A 17,242-nucleotide genomic window follows, 5' to 3' on the forward strand; every position below is an offset into this window, starting at 1 on the left:
ACGGATATAGCGATTGACTACAGCTTGTTTGAGGCTGGCGAGGTGAGAGACCTTGGCTCGAACCGGTGCCATGGCTGTTGAACAGATGACCAATTCTCTGGAGACTCTAGCCTATGGCTAGAAAAATAAAAAAGACCGAAGTCAAAACTTCGATCTTTAATATCACCAACACTATTTGACAAAGAGCCGATTTTTTTATCAAACTAATATATATATAAAATGAGCTGCTACGCCTGCTACGAGGCCTCCAATAGTATGGCTAATAAGGGCATAGCCAGTCGCTTCTTTTGTACCTAATGCATCCATCATAGCAATATGAGTTGAGAGGTAACCCGACCAGCACATACACATGGCTGTAAATACTGCAAGATCATTACCATCTGCTAGGCCCTTAGTTACAAAATCAGCTGCAACACCTACTGCAGCACCGGCAGCGCCTAAAGCAGTAATTGGGACGGCAATGGCTTCAGGATTTGAAAAACCAAATAGGGGCACTAAAATAAAAGAAAATTTTTCTCCTAACCAAGGTAAAAAGGCCACCCCTTGCCCTAAACCACCGTCATAAAGACCGCCAGGACCAGGACCATTAGTTAATAACATAACCATAGTACAGACGACAAGTACCCCGGGAATAATAGCCATTCCCATCTCTACGCCATTCATACCACCTTCCAACAAAGACGATAGTAGGCGTGAACCTGTCCCACCTTCACGAATGACACGCAAATGAGGGGGAATTTCTTTGCTTTGTTTAGTAGTAACATCAGCTTCAGTGCCATACAAACGCTTAGTAAAAAATAACATCATCCGCACACTCACTACTGATCCAACCACAGCCCCCAGATTACCAATTAAGGCAGACTGGACAGCGCCATCAATTGGTAGCCCAATCATAGTTGCGGTGACAATCAATCCCATCCCAAATGAGGTACCGATATTAGTTAAGGCTGGTAGTTGGTACTGTTTAAAATAGCGCTTAAAATTATCCTCTTTAGCAAGTGTTAGAATTGCAGGGTTATCAGACATATAGCAATTCAGAATACCCAGAGAGGAAGCACCGGGCATATCATAAATAGGTTTAATAACTTTTGATAAAACTAAATCAATTAAGGATACAAAACCGAACTCAGAAAATAAGGAGGATAGCGCCCCGGTAACGACAGAAATAGCCATAATATAAAAAACCGTATTAATTAATAAGTCATAGGCAGTAGCCATAATAGTTGATAACATATTTACCGTGCCCATAACTGAACCGATACTGATAAAGATACCAAAAAAGATGATCGTAAATAGAATTGTTTCGCGGCCAACAGCTGGCTTATATCTCACATACTTCATTATTTTTTCCCTTCAAAAAACTTAGTTGTTATTATAACATATCTCTACAAACAAATAAAAAGCTGAGACTGACCTCAGCTTTTTATCAAGCATTTTGCTAACATGAGCGCAGTGATTAATTAGCGTACGCCACCACCACCGCCGCCACCGAAGGAACCACCACCACCGCCCATACTGGATGATCCACCAAAACCAGAAGAAGCGGTAATGTCAGGATGAGCTTTATTATAGGCTTGCCGGTATTGATCCTGCATGATTCGACTTAAAAGATAATAATTATATATAGGTACCTGGTTATAGCTAGTTAGCTGTTGATACTCTGGATAAATTTTATTAAATTCTTGTTCAACTTGGTCGGCAATACCTAATCCCGCTGCAAATATCATCATCTGATCCCAAAGTGTGACCTCTGGTGTATGACGCTCATTTAACAGTGAATAATCTAATAGATAATTATGGTAGCGAACCAAATCATCGCGCTTAGCAAAGCCAGCATCAGTGTATGATCGACCATTTAACTGGTCAGCACGAGCTCGCAACTGGTCGGCACCTTTTTCAGGTGCATAAAGGGGCTGGGCTAAACCGGCGCTAGACATAAATTCTTCACTCGCTTGGTCGACAGCTTCTAGATAGGCACTATAACGCTTATAATTGCCACGAATGGTTTGTGATAAACGGTCTTGGTTTATAACTAATTGGCCACCAGTATCCTGACTAGCCAGAACTAACAAATCATATAATTTATCAAGCGGTGCTTCCGGTTCTCCGACACCTGCCGCTAAATAAAACATGGTTTTATTTAATTGGTTAGGATCTACATGCGCAGAAATATAACCTTCTGAGATAAGACTAAGGATACCAGCAATAAAGATATTTTGTTCCACATCTTCGACCTGTAAATCTTCAAGAAAATGATAGGCTACAAAAACACTTGGAGTTGGTTGGTCGCGATAATATTCCCCTGCCAAATCCTTGGCGCGTTCGCTCAGCTTAGGATAAAAACGCCGGCGAGCCTTATGATTTTTCCAAGTTGTATACACGCCCCAGCCGCCAACACTTAGGCTAACTGCTACTGCCGAGCCTAAAATAGTAAAAATTTCTCCTTTTGACATCTTATTGTCCGGTTGGTTAGCAGTATTCATTTGTTGGATTTGGTCATAAGTCATATTAGGGTTATAATCCTGCCAATTATAGTCGGAGCCTTCAAAAGCTTGCTTGAGATAATCTTCGAAAGCGCGATTGGTCTGCATTTGGCTAGCATATGTGCCGGCAGGAATTTGTATTAGCATAGTACCATAATGACTACTATCAAGGGCTTGTGACTGAGCGATAATTTTACCTTGACTAATTTCGATTTGCCCAGGAAAACCAAAGGCCCAAATTCTATTATGGTCATAGTCAAAAGGGCGGTAGTCCGACTGAATGCTAATCGAAAATTTTTCAATAGCAGGACTGAAGCCTTTATTGATGAATTCCCAAAAAATCATTTGGTCTGTCGTCGTATTCACCACAAAATTTTCTACCGTATAGGATACCTGGTAGGTATTTTCACCGTATTGGCTAATACCCCAATTCAATTCCTGGCCATTCTGGCCGTAGTAGCCAGCCTTATCTTCGAAGGAAGCATCAACATTCCAACTATCAGCTGCTTTTAGAGGCTGGCCATTTAAAGCAACCTGAAAGTCTCTAATCGCCATGGGAGCTTCAAGTTGCATACCTTTATATAATTCAGTCCCTTCCTCTAAGTCAGTATGCCAATTTTCAATAAAATGGGCATTACCTTGCTGGTCAATATTAACCGTAATGTCAATCCGCTTAATACGGTTCTCAGCCAATACTGACGGACTGACTAGAATAAGGCTTATTACTGCAAGTAGAAGGGATATATAGCCAATCCAGCGCCGACAAGCTCGGCCTACCATTGGGGCATCTCCTTTTTAGTTTCGGTCGCTTCAAAATAGTCTTCAGGACTAAAGCCTGTCATACCGGCAATCAAAGAATTCGGAAAGACTTTGATTAAGCGGTTATATTTGGTAACCGTATCATTAAATACCATCCGTGATTGTCTGACTTGATTTTCATACTTGTCTACACTGGTCATGGTTTGTTGGTAAACTTGAGAAGCTTTCAGGTCAGGGTATTGTTCAACCACTACATCAATAGCCCGCATGGCTTGGTTAAAGAGGGCATCATCACGCTCAACTTGTTTAACACTTGACTCACGATTAACCCCAGCACGTGCCTCAACAATATTAGTTAAGGTTTCTTGTTCATGACCTTGGTATTCCTTGGTTGCTGAAATCAAGTTAGTTAGAGCGTCCCAGCGAGACTCGACCTGAGTAGCAATCTGCGCCATAGCGTTCTCAACCATCTCTTTAGCGCCGACAAATTTGTTATAGGACTTTATCCCCCAGATCAACAGACCAACCCCAATAATAACAACGACTATCAATAAAATTAATCCCGTACTCATTAAAAATCCTCCTTATTATAATTTCCTAACACAACAAACTTAACCCAATACTTCTTCAATACTAATTACCTGAACCTGGTCATCCCTAACCCTAAAGCGTACATTGAAGCGATCATAACGCAAACCATATATACGCTCAGGATTATGCTTATAGGCTGGTCTTGGATCATGAGCTAGAATGTCACTAAGCGTCTGGATAACAGTCGGGTCTATATCTGCAAGTAAGCTTGCTGGCATATCTACTGCGAGCTTTGGAAACTGATTTTGGTCAACAAAGCCATCGTGACTATCCATCACTTGGTCTGCCTCAGAAATATAGGGCTTGATATCATAAACGGGGGTACCATCAAGCATATCCACTCCCTGAACAAGCAAGCTAACTTTACCCTTAACCTCTTTAAGTTCTTCTAATTTAACAGCCGTTAAGCCCAAGTGGTTAGGGCGAAAAGGCGACCGGCTAGCAAACACACCTAAACGCTGGTTCCCCCCCAAACGTGGCGGTCTAACAGTAGCTTTTTCACGGTCTTGATTAGCTGCATTAAACCCCCAGATTACCCATATATGGCTAAAATCAGCTAATCCTTCAAAGTAACTACTTTGGTTATAAGGTGGGTTAAAAATAATTTCGGCCTGACTACTTGCAACTAGCGCTCCCTGGCGTGGAATGCCGAACTTTTCTTTAAAAGGACTCTTAATATGGCCAATTGCAGTTAATTCCATATATATTCTCCCTTTATTTTTCAAGTGCTTGCCAAATTTTGTCATCTACTGATGGAGCTAATACATTTATATTTGTGGCATTAAAATTATTAAAGGTTAAGGCTAGGGTTTCATTAATTTCAGTTTGACCAGCTGTTGCAGCCCAGAGATAAACACCAACTAACCGGCCACTCTTAGCATCTATCAAATAATCCAAAGCATAGATAGCTTCTTCATTTTTCTCTAAGGATTTTACATCAATACCTGGTGTATCCTTATCAAAATTAACAAAATCATTTTCATATAGCTTACGATAGTTATAAACACCATCTTGGCTACCATCAATCGCAACCAGGTCATCACTTGCTAATTGGTCCATAAACAGATTTACAAAGTGACCATAATAGTCAGTCGTTGATCGATCTGTAACCTTCACCTGGCCTTGGTCTAGTGCATAGTCCCGACCATCATAGTTCAATTGGTATTGGCCAACTTTATTATTTTCAACCTTACTAGCTAATTCTGCTAAGGGCTGGTTATTAATTGCATTGACAATCACGACTCGAGTCTCTCCCTCACCAGCCTGACTACCAATAGTATTCATAGTTGTCATTTCATAATACCGGGTAGCTGCAGCAGGATTAGCTTGTTTGAACTGGTCAGCTAGTTGGTTTTTATCAATATCTGCTTGTTTATTTTGATCAAGATCTGGATTAGCTAAAGGCTGGTCACCTAATTTAGAAAATGTCGGTGTTGCCTCCAGGCCAACGCGATAAGTTTTCCCTTGATCCTCTATCACATACTCAATATGTGCCTGCTTGATAGCGCCAGATTGGTCTAATTGATAGGTTAATAAAGCCTGGTCTTGGGCACTAGGTGTCACTAAAACAGGTGTATCAATTAAAACTCGTAATTGATCCAAAATTTCATCATCAGTAATCACTTTTTGCACGGTGACTTGGTCGTCCTCTTCAACCCCTTGCCATTGATCTTCTCCGGCAATGAGCCACTGAATCAACTGCAAGTAAGTAGGTGCCGTATTAGCTAAATCTGTTTCTTGGAAGCCCCCCTGGTCAACTTTAATGTAACCCTTGCCTTTTTCACCAGCTGAACCGTCATAATAATACTGGGTCTGACTTGTTTGGTCATCCACCTGGTCCGTTAACTCAACAGTATAGGCAGTAATATTCCCCTCTTTAAAACGCTCTTTATTAGTTTGCTGGCGACTAATTACTTCACCATTAATATCATAGTTAATATTAAAGTCAGTGGCTACCTCCTCTAACTGTCCCAAATGCTGGGATACCAGAGCCTTATAAGCAGTTACATTGTTAGTATCACTTAGGGTGGCTTGGTCGAACTGTTCCAAATTAGCCTGTTGGTCCTTAGTTTGGCACGCCGCCAATAAGCTAGCGGAAACTAAAGCTGTCAATAAAATTTTCTTTTTCAAACTAACACTCCTCACAATTATCTTACCCATATTTTACCAAATAATTAATAGTCTAACGAGTCATAAACTAAAATCGGTTAAATAAGCCCCTTATTAAAATGATTCTTTGTGACTAGCACTAACTTTGGTAGAATGGATATGAAGAAATACGGGAGGTTTACTATGAAATTTTCTAGACCTATTTTATTTTTAATTACAGGACTAGCCTTGGCGGCCTGTGGTAACGACCAGAGGGATTACCAAAGTAAAAAAGAAGCTAATCAGGAAGCTGACCAAACACAGCTCACAAGTGAGAATCAAGACCGGGTCTTTAAAATTAATGAATCGATTCCAATTATGGTGGACTATGATAATGGTCAAAGTTTGGATACCCATCCAGGTCAATTAGAATTAAAAGTTAATAATAGCTACCTAGGCCAGGCGGCGGAGGACTACCTCGCCGACCAAAACCCAGCTAACGAGCCAGCTCCTGAAGGTTACCAGTGGCTTGTACTAAACAGTGCATTAAAGCTAGTCGATGGTACCAATGACTATCCCTACACTTATGACCTAACAGCTAGTGTAGAAGACCAAAATGGTCAAGCTATTGATCAATTTATGGCGACCGCTTTTTCTGACAATCCCTTGATTGGTCAGGAGCTTACTTTAGGCGAGACGATAACCGGCGATATAGTCCTTTTAGTGCCTGAAAATCTCAGTGGCGTACAGTTAACCCTGAGCTCACTAAATGGTGGCTCAGCTAGCCAAATTGACCTGTCAAGGATAAATGACCAAACTTCTTCTGACAACAATGAAGAAAATCAAGAACCTGACGTCAATCAGTCTGACCAAACTGGTGATGAATCAGCTAGCCAAACACCTGAATAAATGTAAGAAAAAAGCCAACTTCTGAAAGTTGGCTTTTTTTGGCTGTTTATAAATTATTAATAGTCATCTTCATCAAGGTCAACAAATGGATTTTGTTCTGCCCGTTCAATATTGTGAGCAGCCATTTTAGCCCGAAGTTCATCATCAATATTCCAAATAAAGCGGAAGCATAAATATGAGCCTAGAGCAGCAAAAGCCGGTACAAGAACGTTCATCACAGTTAAACCAAAGATAGTGCCATCAGATTGGGCTAGACCTGCTTCAGCAGCAGCGGTATCATAGCCAATCCAACCAATCATTAAGATAACCAAGGATTGAGATAACATTTGACCTAAACGGCGGGTTAATGAGAAGTTACCATAAATCGTACCCTCAGAACGTTTACCAGTTAGGTACTCGTTATAATCAATAGATTCTGATACGAGACCCCATTGTAGGGAAATAGACATGTTCATAAAACCAGCAGCTAGACCGTGCCATATCAGATAAACTAATGGCGATAAAGAAGTTACCTGCATTAGACCAAATAAGCTTAAGAACATAATAACTGAAATAATCAAGAAAATACGGATAAGATGTACAGTAGAACCAACCACCCGCACCAAGGCTGGTGAAGCCAATAAGGCGACTAATGAAATAGCAGTTGTCACAATTGACATATAAGACATGATACCGAGATTACCGAAAACGTCAGCAAACATATACATTGAGGTTTGTCCAAACAATTGTTGGCCAAACACGATGATAATTGAATGAAGCGCTAAGGCTAAGAAAGCACGGTTCTCTTTAATAGTGACAAAAATATCGGTAAATTTAGCGCCTTCTTCTTCCTCGCCTGATACCATTTCTTGGACGGAGACATTCCGTTCCTCAGTCCATGCATAGTGGATAAAGATAATAAAACCACCTAAGATAGCAGCAATGACAGCACAGACAGCATAGCCTGTAGTGTTTTCTCCCAAGCGAGCTAATACTGCAGGTACCATAGCCTGAGTAATAAAAATACCAATAATAGAGCCTAGACCACGGGCTGAGGCTAGGGTAGTCCGCTCCTCATCATTAAGGGCCATCACCCCTAGGAGCGATCCCATCCCGATATTCATCATGGTATAACCTAATTCATAAATAACTTTAAATAGAAAAATGGCTACTACTTGAACTGCGCCCGAAAAATAAGTTGGAGCAGCAAAGAAAGAGATTAATCCTACCACAATTAGAGGGATTGACCAAAGGATCCATGGACGGAACTTGTCACGAGCGCCTGAATGATTAGCAAAGGCCTTGTCCATCAAGGTACCCATTAATGGGTCATTTATCATATCCTAAATATTCCATACTAATAATAGGGCTGACAGGGTCGCAAACGAAACCCCTAATACATTAGTCACATAACGGTTCATATAACTTGAAACTAAGATAAGAGTGATAACCCCACCCATGTCACCAGCTGCATAACCGATCCGGTGCTTCCAAGTCAATGTACTCTCTAAATTTTTTTCTTCCATAAAAATATTCCCCTTAAATATTCTCACCTTAAAATCCTGTTTCCACTTAAACAGCCAGTTAAGCGGTTACATTCCCTCAAAGCTCATTTAATATAACATGTAAAACGCTTTCTTACAATAGTATTTTTAAGAATTTTTTATATTATTTTCCGAGTTTTTGAAAACGCTTCACATTTTCAGCTTTTTTTCTTATAATAGGTAAGCACCTGCTTAGGTGACAAAATTTTAAGGAGTGATTGTCGTGTCCAAAGCGACTACTAAGGCTGAACTTAGAGCGCAAACGGGGCAGAATAAAATTTTTGGTGCCCTACAAAAGCTCGGCCAAACATTTATGCTACCCATTTCCCTCTTACCTGTAGCAGGTTTATTCCTAGGTATTGGTTCATCTTTTACTAACCCAACCAATATTGACATGTTCAACCTGTCAGGCATCCTATATCCGGGTTCCATCCTTTACGGCTTATTATCGATATTAGCTGAGGCTGGCAATGTTATCTTTGCCCATCTAGGACTATTCTTTGGCATCTCTATTGCTGCCGGCTTGGCCAAGGCTGAGAAAGGTGTTTCAACACTATCTGCTATTATTGGTTACTTTGTAATTTATGCTGCCATGACTGCAACCTTACATAACTTCCGTGACATGGAAGCTTTGGGGCAAGTCCAAGGCTTGTTATCAAATTATCTGGGCTTTGAAAACACTATGAATCTAGGAGTAATTGGTGGAATTGCTATCGGCTGTATTGTTGTCTACCTCCACAATCGCTACTATACAATCGAGCTCCCTGAAGCCCTCTCCTTCTTTGGCGGCACCCATTTTATTCCCATTGCTGCCTCTGTAGCAGGGGTTTTAATGGGTATTCTAATGGCTTTTATTTGGCCTTTGATTTCATGGGGCTTTTCAAGCCTAGGTGCTATAATTGCTGGTATGGGCGTATTTGGTATCTTCTTGTATGCCTATATTTACCGGGCCCTGATCCCTTTTGGTCTCCACCATGTTTTTTACTTGCCATTCTGGCAAACAGCCATCGGTGGTACCGCGGTTGTAGCTGGAAAAACTGTTGTAGGGGCTCAAAATATTGTCTTTGCCCAATTAGCTGCGGGTGAGCCAATTTCTCCTCATGCCGCTGCCCACTTCTCATACATGTTCCCTGTTATGCTATTTGGTATTCCAGCGGCCTGTGCAGCCCTTTATCAAGTCGCCTACCCTGATCGCAAAGAAGAGGTGCGCGGTTTCTACACATCTGCAGGCTTGACTTCGTTTGCGACTGGAATTACTGAACCAATTGAATTTGCCTTTGTGTTCGCCTCGCCAGCCATGTATTACGGTATTCATTGTGTCATGTATGGTATTGCTGCTATCCTCTGTTATGTTTTAGGAGCAGGGGTTGCTGTTGCCTTCTCAGGTGGGGTTATTGACTTTGTGCTCTATGGACTTTTACCAGGTAATGCAATTTCAGGTTGGCTACCAGTTGCCTTGATTGGTTTGGCCTATATATTTATTTATTACTTTATGTTCCGTTGGGCTGCCGTAAAATTCGATTGGAAAACACCTGGTCGAGAGGATAATCTAGCGGCCGGTCCTGTAAGCTTTGACGATAAACAATACGACCAACTCGATGAACGCCAACAAAGAGCCTATCGAATAGTTAGTGGTCTAGGCGGTACTGATAACCTACAGGATTTTACTAACTGCGCGACACGTTTGCGGGTTACTGTTAAAGATGGTAATCAAGTCAATGAAGGTATGCTAAAGACGACTGGTAGTTCTGCTGTAGTTAAGAATGGTAATAACATTCAGGTCGTATATGGGTCAACCGTACCAAATGTTAAGACTTCTGTTGACCAATTGATTAGTGATGGCTACGCACCTAGTCACGGTGAATCATCTGACCAATTGTCAGCTGAATCTGATGATAAGTTAGATAAAGACTTAGAGCCTAGTCATGCAGACAGTCAAGAAAAAGGATTACTTCTTGACTTCAAATCACCTGGTTATGGTGAAATTATCGCTTTAGACCAAGTAGATGATCCAGTCTTTGGTACTGGCATCATGGGTCAAGGTTTTGCTTTGCGCCCTAACCAAGCAGAAATCACTAGTCCAATAGCTGGTAAAATCATGATGGTCATGGACTCTAAACATGCAATCGGTCTAGAAACAGAGCAAGGTTTAGAAGTCCTTATTCATATGGGTATCGATACAGTTGCCTTAGATGGTCAAGGTTTTGAAGTTTTAGTTGCTGCAGGTGACCAGGTTGAAGCCGGACAAGCCCTGGCAAAAATGGACCTGGCTTATATCAATGACCAAGGCAAGGCTACCGATGTCATTGTTGTCGTAACCAATTCAGCTGATAAGGTGCTTACAGAAGAAACTTTTTCCAAAACTGAAGCAAGCCCTCAAGACAAAGCAGCTGAGTTTAAAACGAAAATATAATCGATAGATTTGTATGTAAGAGCTCGGGGCATTAGTCCCGGGCTTTCCGCTTTTATGCGAACACTTGCAACATAGTCGGGTGCCAAGAAGCTGGACTGAAGTCCTTTCACTAGCTAGTTCACATGTGCTTGATTAAAATAGCAGCAAATTTATACTAACCAGCTTAGCAGCCCGTTCCTAAAAAACATAAAACCAGTCCAAGTTTTAATAATAACTTGGACTGGTTTTTGCTTAATCTTTAAATGCATTTTTTATTTTATCAAAGAAGTTTTCTTCTTCTTCAGAGACATTATCCCCAGACGCTTGCGCAAAATCACGCATGGCTTGTTTCTGGGCATCATTCATATTCTTAGGCGTAATGACTTTAACAGTCACATTTTGGTCCCCATTGGTCTTGGCATTTAATTGCGGCAAGCCCTTGCCTTTAAGTCTAAAGGTTCTACCAGACTGGGTCCCCGCAGGTATTTTCATGGATACTTTTCCATGAACAGTTGGAATTTCAACTTCATCACCCAAAGCAGCTTGGGCAAAATTAATTGGCAACTCAAATTCAATATTAGCCCCATTGCGTCTAAAGATTTTGCTTGCTTTAACGCGGAAAACAACATACAAATCACCAGCAGGACCACCATTTAAGCCGGCATTACCTTGACCTTGGACCCGCATGCGTTGGCCGTCATCCACACCTGCAGGTATAGTAACTTCAACACTATGATTAACTGTTTCCCGACCTGATCCTTGACAGTTTGTACATGGCTCTTCAATCACCTGGCCTTGGCCATGACAGTTAGGACAAACACCCTGAGTCATCACCCGACCAAGGGGGGTATTACGCTCTTGTTGGACTTGACCACGACCATGGCAGGTTGGACAGGTTTTTACCGAAGAACCCGGCTTAGCCCCAGAACCAGAACAAACATGGCAGTCTTGTTCTCGCTTGTAGCGAATCGTTTTAGTAACGCCCTTGACCACTTCTTCAAATTCTAAGTCGATGGTGTATTGGAGGTCATCGCCTTGCCGCGGAGCATTGGGATCAACGGTGCGACCGCCACCAAAGCCGCCAAAGCCAGCGCCGCCACCAAAGAATTGTTCGAAGATATCTTCAAATCCAGCCCCGGAACCAGAGTAGCTATACGAGCCACTACCGAAGTCTGACCAGCCACCAGTGCCACCACCAAAGCCGCCATTAGCACCAGCATGACCATAAGCATCATAAGCCGCCTTCTTCTGGTCGTCGCTGAGCACTTCATAAGCCTCAGTCACCTCTTTAAATTTTTCATCTGCCCCTGGCTCTTTATTTAAGTCAGGGTGATATTTTTTTGATAGCTTACGATAGGCCTTTTTAATTTCAGCCTGGCTAGCATCCTTTGATAGTCCTAAGACCTCATAATAATCGCGTTTTTCAGCCATCTAAGTCCTCCTCACTAATTAGATAAACTAGTTACAAATAAAGGAAAGCCAGGACGTGTGGCCTTGTTGTTAAGTGCCAACACATCCTGGCCAAAGCTTTATTTAACTTACTAGTTGCTATTATTTGTCATCAGTTTCCTCGAAATCAGCATCGATAATGTCATCATCGCCATTATCTTGATCAGCTTGGCCAGCTTCTTGTTCTTGAGCTGCTTGAGCTGCTTGCTCATAAAGTTTTACTGATAAAGCTTGGACAACTTCATTAAGTTCATCTTTCTTAGCCTTCATGGTATCAATATCATTAGCTTCAAGTGCCGCTTTCAATTCATCTTTCAAGTTGTTGGCTTTGTCGATTTCTTCTTGGTCAACTTTACCGTCTAACTCGCTAGTAGTTTTTTCAACTTGGAAAATCATTTGTTCTACTTCGTTCTTAAGGTCTGCTTCTTCTTTGCGTTTAGCATCCTCTTCCGCATTCGCTTCAGCATCTTTCATCATACGATCAATTTCTTCTTCAGAAAGACCAGAGTTAGATTGAATTGTAATAGATTGCTCCTTGTTAGTACCAAGGTCCTTAGCTGAAACATTAACAATACCATTCTTATCAATATCAAAGGTAACTTCGATTTGAGGCACACCACGTGGGGCAGCAGGGATATCAGTTAACTGGAAGCGACCCAAAGTCTTGTTATCAGCTGCCATTGGCCGTTCACCTTGAAGTACGTGAACGTCTACAGCTGGTTGGTTATCAGCAGCAGTTGAGAAGACTTGAGATTTAGAAGTTGGAATAGTAGTGTTCCGATCGATTAATTTAGTGAAGACACCACCCATGGTTTCGATACCAAGTGATAACGGTGTAACATCTAGAAGTACGATATCCTTAACATCACCAGTGATCACCCCACCTTGAATAGCTGCACCCATGGCAACAACTTCATCTGGGTTAACGGAACGGTTAGGGTCCTTACCTGTTTCCTTCTTAACCATGTCAACAACAGCTGGGATACGAGTTGAACCACCAACTAGGATGACTTCATCAAGATCAGAAGCTGATAAACCAGCATCTTTTAGAGCACGTTGGACAGGGGCCTTGGTGCGCTCCACCAAATCAGCTGTTAATTCGTCAAATTTAGCCCGAGAAAGAGTAGTTTCTAAGTGCAATGGACCGTTTTCACCGGCAGTAATAAATGGCAAGCTAATTTGGGTAGAAGTCACACCAGACAAGTCCTTCTTAGCCTTTTCAGCAGCATCTTTTAGACGTTGCATAGCCATCTTGTCTTGAGACAAGTCAATACCATTTTCTTTCTTGAATTCAGCAACTAGATAGTCAACGATTTTTTCATCAAAGTCATCGCCACCCAATTGGTTATCCCCGGCAGTTGATAAAACATCGAAGACACCATCACCTAATTCCAAGATAGATACGTCAAAAGTACCACCACCAAGGTCAAATACCAAGACTTGTTCATCCTTGTCGGTCTTATCAAGACCATAAGCCAAAGCTGCTGCTGTCGGTTCGTTGATAATACGGTCAACTTCTAAGCCAGCAATTTTACCAGCATCTTTCGTCGCTTGACGTTGGGCATCATTAAAATAAGCCGGTACAGTGATTACTGCGTTAGTTACTTTCTCACCTAGGTAATCTTCAGCGTAAGATTTCAGGTATTGTAAAATCATCGCAGAAACTTCTTGTGGCCTATATTCTTTACCTTCAACTTCAACTTTATAACCATCTTCACCAATATGGCGTTTAATAGAAGCAATCGTGTTAGGATTGGTTACCATAGAACGTTTAGCAACTTCACCAACTTGGCGCTCACCATTTTTAAATGATACAACAGAAGGAGTTGTACGGTTACCCTCTGGGTTAGGGATAATTTTTGGTTCGCCACCTTCTAAAACAGCAACCGCAGAGTTAGTTGTACCTAAGTCAATACCAATGATTTTTGTCATAATTTATTATCTCCTTTAATCTAAATTTTACCAGTCTACTGAGCAATAATAACCATAGCCGGTCGTAAAATCCGGTCTTTTAATAGATAGCCCTTTTGGTAAACTTCTACAATTTCTTCAGGTTCTTGACCCTCTTCTAGGGGCACTGAAGAAACAGATTGGTGGAAGTTAGGGTCGAAAATATCACCTTTCGGATCAATCACTTCAACACCTTCTCCAGCCAAGGCTTCTAGTAAGCCTTTATAAACCATCTCGACTCCCTTTTTCAGGTTTTCAGAGGCTTCATCATCAGCTTCAATCGCTAAAGCGCGCTCTAAATTATCCATAGATGGGATAATTTTTTCCGCTAGGCTTTGTGACCGATATTTTGCTAAATCTTGCCTTTCCTTACCAAAACGGTTATGCATGTTCTGGATTTCAGCAGATAGTCTTAAAATTTTATCATCTTTTTCATCCAATTGGGCCTGTAGCTCATCGGTGACCGGTTGGTCGGTGATTTCTTCAACCTGGTCTTCAGTAAGCTCAGGACCCTTTTGGTCTTGGTTTACATCTTGATTTTTATTTTCGTCTTCCACTAGACATGGCCTCCTTATTAACTTTTTCCGTTTTCAAAGCGAAACATTTCGCGCCGGAAACTTTGTAGTAATTGAGCTAACTTCAAGTATGACATATTATCAGGTCCCAAAACCGCAAAGATCATATCTTTGTCTTTTTTTCCCAAATTCAATCGCATTGAAATTATACTCAAATTATCAAAATTATCATTCCCCAGTTCACCACCAACCTGGATTTGAATACCATCTTGGGGCGGTTCTAAGACTGACACTAGGTATTGCGGTTGATCTAACAGTTGATTAATTTTTTTTATTTGTAAGTAATCATTACTGTTAGCTAGTTGGTTAAATAAGTTTTCTCGGCCTCTTATCCGCAAACGGTCGCCTTCTATCTTCTTCAAAAGATAATTGAAGATATTATTTTCATAGAAGACGTCACTATAGTTATCTGTAAAGAAGCGACGGGCATTATTCTGTAATTCTAGAATAACCTCTACCAGTGGTTTACCAACTAGGGCCTGGTTGATTGCCTGAACCATATCTTCGATTTGAGCGAAGCTGATTTCGTCATCAAGTTGAAAAACCTGACTTTCAACCATATTTTTATCAGTAACCATTATTGCCATTGCCTTATCAGAAGTTACTTGAACAACTTGAAAGCGGGCAAGGCGGTGGTTATCCATGGCTGGTCCCAAAGCAATTGCTACATACTGGGTTAAATCTGCCATGACGTCAGCGGCCTTGAGCATGACATCAGTCATCTCTACAAAAGGTGATGAAAAAATTTGTCTCAGTTCAGCTAAAGCATCCGGACTTAAATCTTCATCAATCATGCCACCCTGTTTGGGTAAAATGTAATTTATATAATAACGATAACCCAAATCATCAGGTAAACGACCCGATGAACTGTGGGTTTTAGTTAGCATGCCAAGTTTTTCAAGACGAGCCATCTCAGCTCTAATTGTGGCTGATGAGGCATTAATATCCGCTAGCTCTGCTAAGGCTTTAGAACCGACTGGCTGCTCATCGACAGTATAGCGGTCGATAATCGCTTTTAATATTTTACTTTGACGATCGGTTAACATTTTATCACCTCTTTTAGCACTTGCCTCCCTCGACTGCTAACAACTATATAATAGCACGTAGCAGGGTAAAAGTCAATAAAAGTCAAATGGTTTTCTGATTAAACTTGCTAATATCGGTCTCTAGTCGGAGATAAACTTGGCGGGATGATATGAATGCTGACTAATATCTTTGCATCTAATATTTTATATATATTGAGAGCGGCGAAGGCCTGTAACCATAGCCAGGCAGCGATGATGACATAAGAGCTAGTGAAAACGAAAAAACCTGTGGCTAATACCACAGGTCCTTAACAAATTTTTGCTATTCCTCATCTATTAGAAAGGCTTGAAAGACTTCATTGCCAATAAACATACCATGATGGGTTAAATAAAGTCGGTCTGCAGTTAGTACGACTAAATCCTGATCAAGTAAATGGTCAATGGTGTCTTTATAAATATCCTCATAAAAATCACAACCAAAGCGGTCTTTAAAAACTTGTCGACTAACCCCCTTGTGCTTGCGTAAACCTAGAAACATTTCCTCTTCAATTTCCTGCTTGCGATCTAAATATCGCTCGTGAATAATTGCATGCCCCTGGTCTTCAACAGCTTTTAGATAATGTTGAATGGGGCCATGGTTAGCATAACGGTAGCCATTTAAATAGCCGTGGGCACCGGCACCAAAACCGTAATAGTAACTATTATCCCAATAAGCCAAATTATGCTTAGACTCATAGCCAGGCTTACCGTAATTCGAAATTTCATAATGATGGCGGCCACTCTTTTCCATAGACTGGATGGCTAGTTCAAACATATCAGCCTCTTCATCTTGACTAGGCAGTGGTAATTTGCCTTGGCGCATCAAATTATAAAAAACTGTTTTCTGCTCCAGAATTAAAGAATATATAGAATAATGAGGTAGGTCTAGGGCTAGGGCTTGGTCAAGGGAAGCTTTAAAATTGGCTAATGACTGACCCGGTAGCCGAAAAATTAAATCAACCGAGATATTGTCAAAACCAATTTCCTGGGCCAGTTTAACCGCATCAATAGCCTGTTGGGCACGATGGGTTCGGCCAATTTTTTCTAGCAAGTTATCATCAAAGGACTGGATACCCATACTTAAGCGATTAACACCGACTTTTTTTAGTGTTTCCAATTTATCAGCAGTTATATCATTTGGATTGGTTTCAAAGGTAAATTCATAATCCGGAGCTAGGGTAATTAATTGGTTAAGAGCTGTAAAAAGGCGTTCTAACTGGTCACTCGTTAATGTCGAGGGTGTCCCTCCGCCTATATAAATCGTCTCAATGGGCTGGCGCGCCAATGCATCTCGATAGGCTTGCATTTCTCTTATCAGGCTATCGACATATTGGTCAACTGGTTGGCCCTCGATATACACCTTATTGAAATCACAGTAATAACAAATGTGGCTACAAAAAGGGATATGAATATAAATTGACCGACTATCTGCTTGGTGGGTTAATAGTTGATAGTCCAT

General features: G+C 41.2%; 14 protein-coding genes. 2 read left to right on the forward strand and 12 right to left on the reverse strand.

Features of this window, described 5'->3' with window-relative positions; genetic code table 11:
* Positions 1–198 precede the first annotated feature (198 nt).
* The 5 genes from AWM75_RS01810 to AWM75_RS01830 all read right to left on the reverse strand — a co-directional run bounded on the left by AWM75_RS01810 (position 199) and on the right by AWM75_RS01830 (position 5,963).
* On the reverse strand, positions 199–1,341 hold the full coding sequence (locus tag AWM75_RS01810; RefSeq protein WP_067977531.1) for a CD0519/CD1768 family membrane protein: 1,143 nt from the start codon (positions 1,339–1,341) through the stop codon (positions 199–201).
* A gap of 119 nt (positions 1,342–1,460) precedes the next feature.
* Positions 1,461–3,263: a DUF2207 family protein gene (locus AWM75_RS01815; protein ID WP_067977534.1), complete on the reverse strand. Its 1,803-nt coding sequence runs from the start codon at positions 3,261–3,263 to the stop codon at positions 1,461–1,463.
* Positions 3,257–3,814, reverse strand: a complete 558-nt coding sequence (locus AWM75_RS01820) for a LemA family protein (RefSeq protein ID WP_067977536.1) — start codon at positions 3,812–3,814, stop codon at positions 3,257–3,259. Before AWM75_RS01820 ends, AWM75_RS01815 begins: the two co-directional genes overlap by 7 nt.
* Before the next feature lie 39 nt (positions 3,815–3,853).
* A complete protein-coding gene (tsaA, locus tag AWM75_RS01825) occupies positions 3,854–4,534 on the reverse strand; it encodes a tRNA (N6-threonylcarbamoyladenosine(37)-N6)-methyltransferase TrmO (RefSeq protein ID WP_067977538.1) in 681 nt (226 codons plus the stop codon).
* Between the two features lie 13 nt (positions 4,535–4,547).
* The gene (locus tag AWM75_RS01830) at positions 4,548–5,963 is read right to left on the reverse strand and encodes a hypothetical protein (RefSeq protein ID WP_067977541.1); all 1,416 of its coding nucleotides are present in this window, start codon (positions 5,961–5,963) and stop codon (positions 4,548–4,550) included.
* 162 nt (positions 5,964–6,125) lie between these two features.
* Between AWM75_RS01830 and AWM75_RS01835 the strand changes: the two genes are divergently transcribed.
* Entirely contained in the window at positions 6,126–6,830 is a 705-nt protein-coding gene (locus AWM75_RS01835) for a DUF4352 domain-containing protein (RefSeq protein WP_067977543.1), read from the forward strand.
* A 56-nt stretch (positions 6,831–6,886) separates the two neighbouring features.
* On the opposite strand, the gene AWM75_RS01840 is transcribed toward AWM75_RS01835, so the two are convergent.
* Together AWM75_RS01840 and AWM75_RS01845 are read right to left on the reverse strand one after the other, a co-directional pair.
* Positions 6,887–8,149: an MFS transporter gene (locus AWM75_RS01840; protein ID WP_067977545.1), complete on the reverse strand. Its 1,263-nt coding sequence runs from the start codon at positions 8,147–8,149 to the stop codon at positions 6,887–6,889.
* A gap of 3 nt (positions 8,150–8,152) precedes the next feature.
* Positions 8,153–8,335 carry a hypothetical protein gene (locus AWM75_RS01845; protein ID WP_067977547.1) on the reverse strand — a complete coding sequence of 61 codons (183 nt, stop codon included), beginning with the start codon at positions 8,333–8,335 and terminating at the stop codon, positions 8,153–8,155.
* A gap of 241 nt (positions 8,336–8,576) precedes the next feature.
* On the opposite strand from AWM75_RS01845, the gene AWM75_RS01850 reads away from it, so the two are divergent.
* On the forward strand, positions 8,577–10,766 hold the full coding sequence (locus tag AWM75_RS01850) for a PTS sugar transporter subunit IIABC (RefSeq protein WP_074572657.1): 2,190 nt from the start codon (positions 8,577–8,579) through the stop codon (positions 10,764–10,766).
* 231 nt (positions 10,767–10,997) lie between these two features.
* On the opposite strand, the gene dnaJ is transcribed toward AWM75_RS01850, so the two are convergent.
* From dnaJ to hemW, 5 genes are all read right to left on the reverse strand, one after another.
* Positions 10,998–12,176 carry a molecular chaperone DnaJ gene (gene dnaJ / locus AWM75_RS01855; protein WP_067977550.1) on the reverse strand — a complete coding sequence of 393 codons (1,179 nt, stop codon included), beginning with the start codon at positions 12,174–12,176 and terminating at the stop codon, positions 10,998–11,000.
* A 120-nt stretch (positions 12,177–12,296) separates the two neighbouring features.
* On the reverse strand, positions 12,297–14,126 hold the full coding sequence (gene dnaK, locus AWM75_RS01860; protein ID WP_067977552.1) for a molecular chaperone DnaK: 1,830 nt from the start codon (positions 14,124–14,126) through the stop codon (positions 12,297–12,299).
* 35 nt (positions 14,127–14,161) lie between these two features.
* Positions 14,162–14,701, reverse strand: a complete 540-nt coding sequence (grpE, locus tag AWM75_RS01865; RefSeq protein ID WP_067977555.1) for a nucleotide exchange factor GrpE — start codon at positions 14,699–14,701, stop codon at positions 14,162–14,164.
* A 17-nt stretch (positions 14,702–14,718) separates the two neighbouring features.
* Positions 14,719–15,765, reverse strand: coding sequence for a heat-inducible transcriptional repressor HrcA (gene hrcA / locus AWM75_RS01870; RefSeq protein WP_067977557.1), 1,047 nt, complete (start codon positions 15,763–15,765; stop codon positions 14,719–14,721).
* Positions 15,766–16,066: 301 nt separating this feature from the next.
* Entirely contained in the window at positions 16,067–17,242 is a 1,176-nt protein-coding gene (hemW, locus tag AWM75_RS01875) for a radical SAM family heme chaperone HemW (protein ID WP_067977559.1), read from the reverse strand.

This window comes from Aerococcus urinaehominis, from assembly GCF_001543245.1.
GTDB lineage: Bacteria > Bacillota > Bacilli > Lactobacillales > Aerococcaceae > Aerococcus > Aerococcus urinaehominis.

Coding starts and splice junctions, on each gene's coding strand:
- AWM75_RS01810 (WP_067977531.1), bottom strand. CDS start 1,341: ATGAAGTATGTGAGATATAAGCCAGCTGTTGGCCGCGAAACAATTCTA.
- AWM75_RS01815 (WP_067977534.1), bottom strand. CDS start 3,263: ATGGTAGGCCGAGCTTGTCGGCGCTGGATTGGCTATATATCCCTTCTA.
- AWM75_RS01820 (WP_067977536.1), bottom strand. CDS start 3,814: ATGAGTACGGGATTAATTTTATTGATAGTCGTTGTTATTATTGGGGTT.
- tsaA (WP_067977538.1), bottom strand. CDS start 4,534: ATGGAATTAACTGCAATTGGCCATATTAAGAGTCCTTTTAAAGAAAAG.
- AWM75_RS01835 (WP_067977543.1), top strand. CDS start 6,126: ATGAAATTTTCTAGACCTATTTTATTTTTAATTACAGGACTAGCCTTG.
- AWM75_RS01840 (WP_067977545.1), bottom strand. CDS start 8,149: ATGATAAATGACCCATTAATGGGTACCTTGATGGACAAGGCCTTTGCT.
- AWM75_RS01845 (WP_067977547.1), bottom strand. CDS start 8,335: ATGGAAGAAAAAAATTTAGAGAGTACATTGACTTGGAAGCACCGGATC.
- dnaJ (WP_067977550.1), bottom strand. CDS start 12,176: ATGGCTGAAAAACGCGATTATTATGAGGTCTTAGGACTATCAAAGGAT.
- dnaK (WP_067977552.1), bottom strand. CDS start 14,126: ATGACAAAAATCATTGGTATTGACTTAGGTACAACTAACTCTGCGGTT.
- hrcA (WP_067977557.1), bottom strand. CDS start 15,765: ATGTTAACCGATCGTCAAAGTAAAATATTAAAAGCGATTATCGACCGC.
- hemW (WP_067977559.1), bottom strand. CDS start 17,242: ATGGACTATCAACTATTAACCCACCAAGCAGATAGTCGGTCAATTTAT.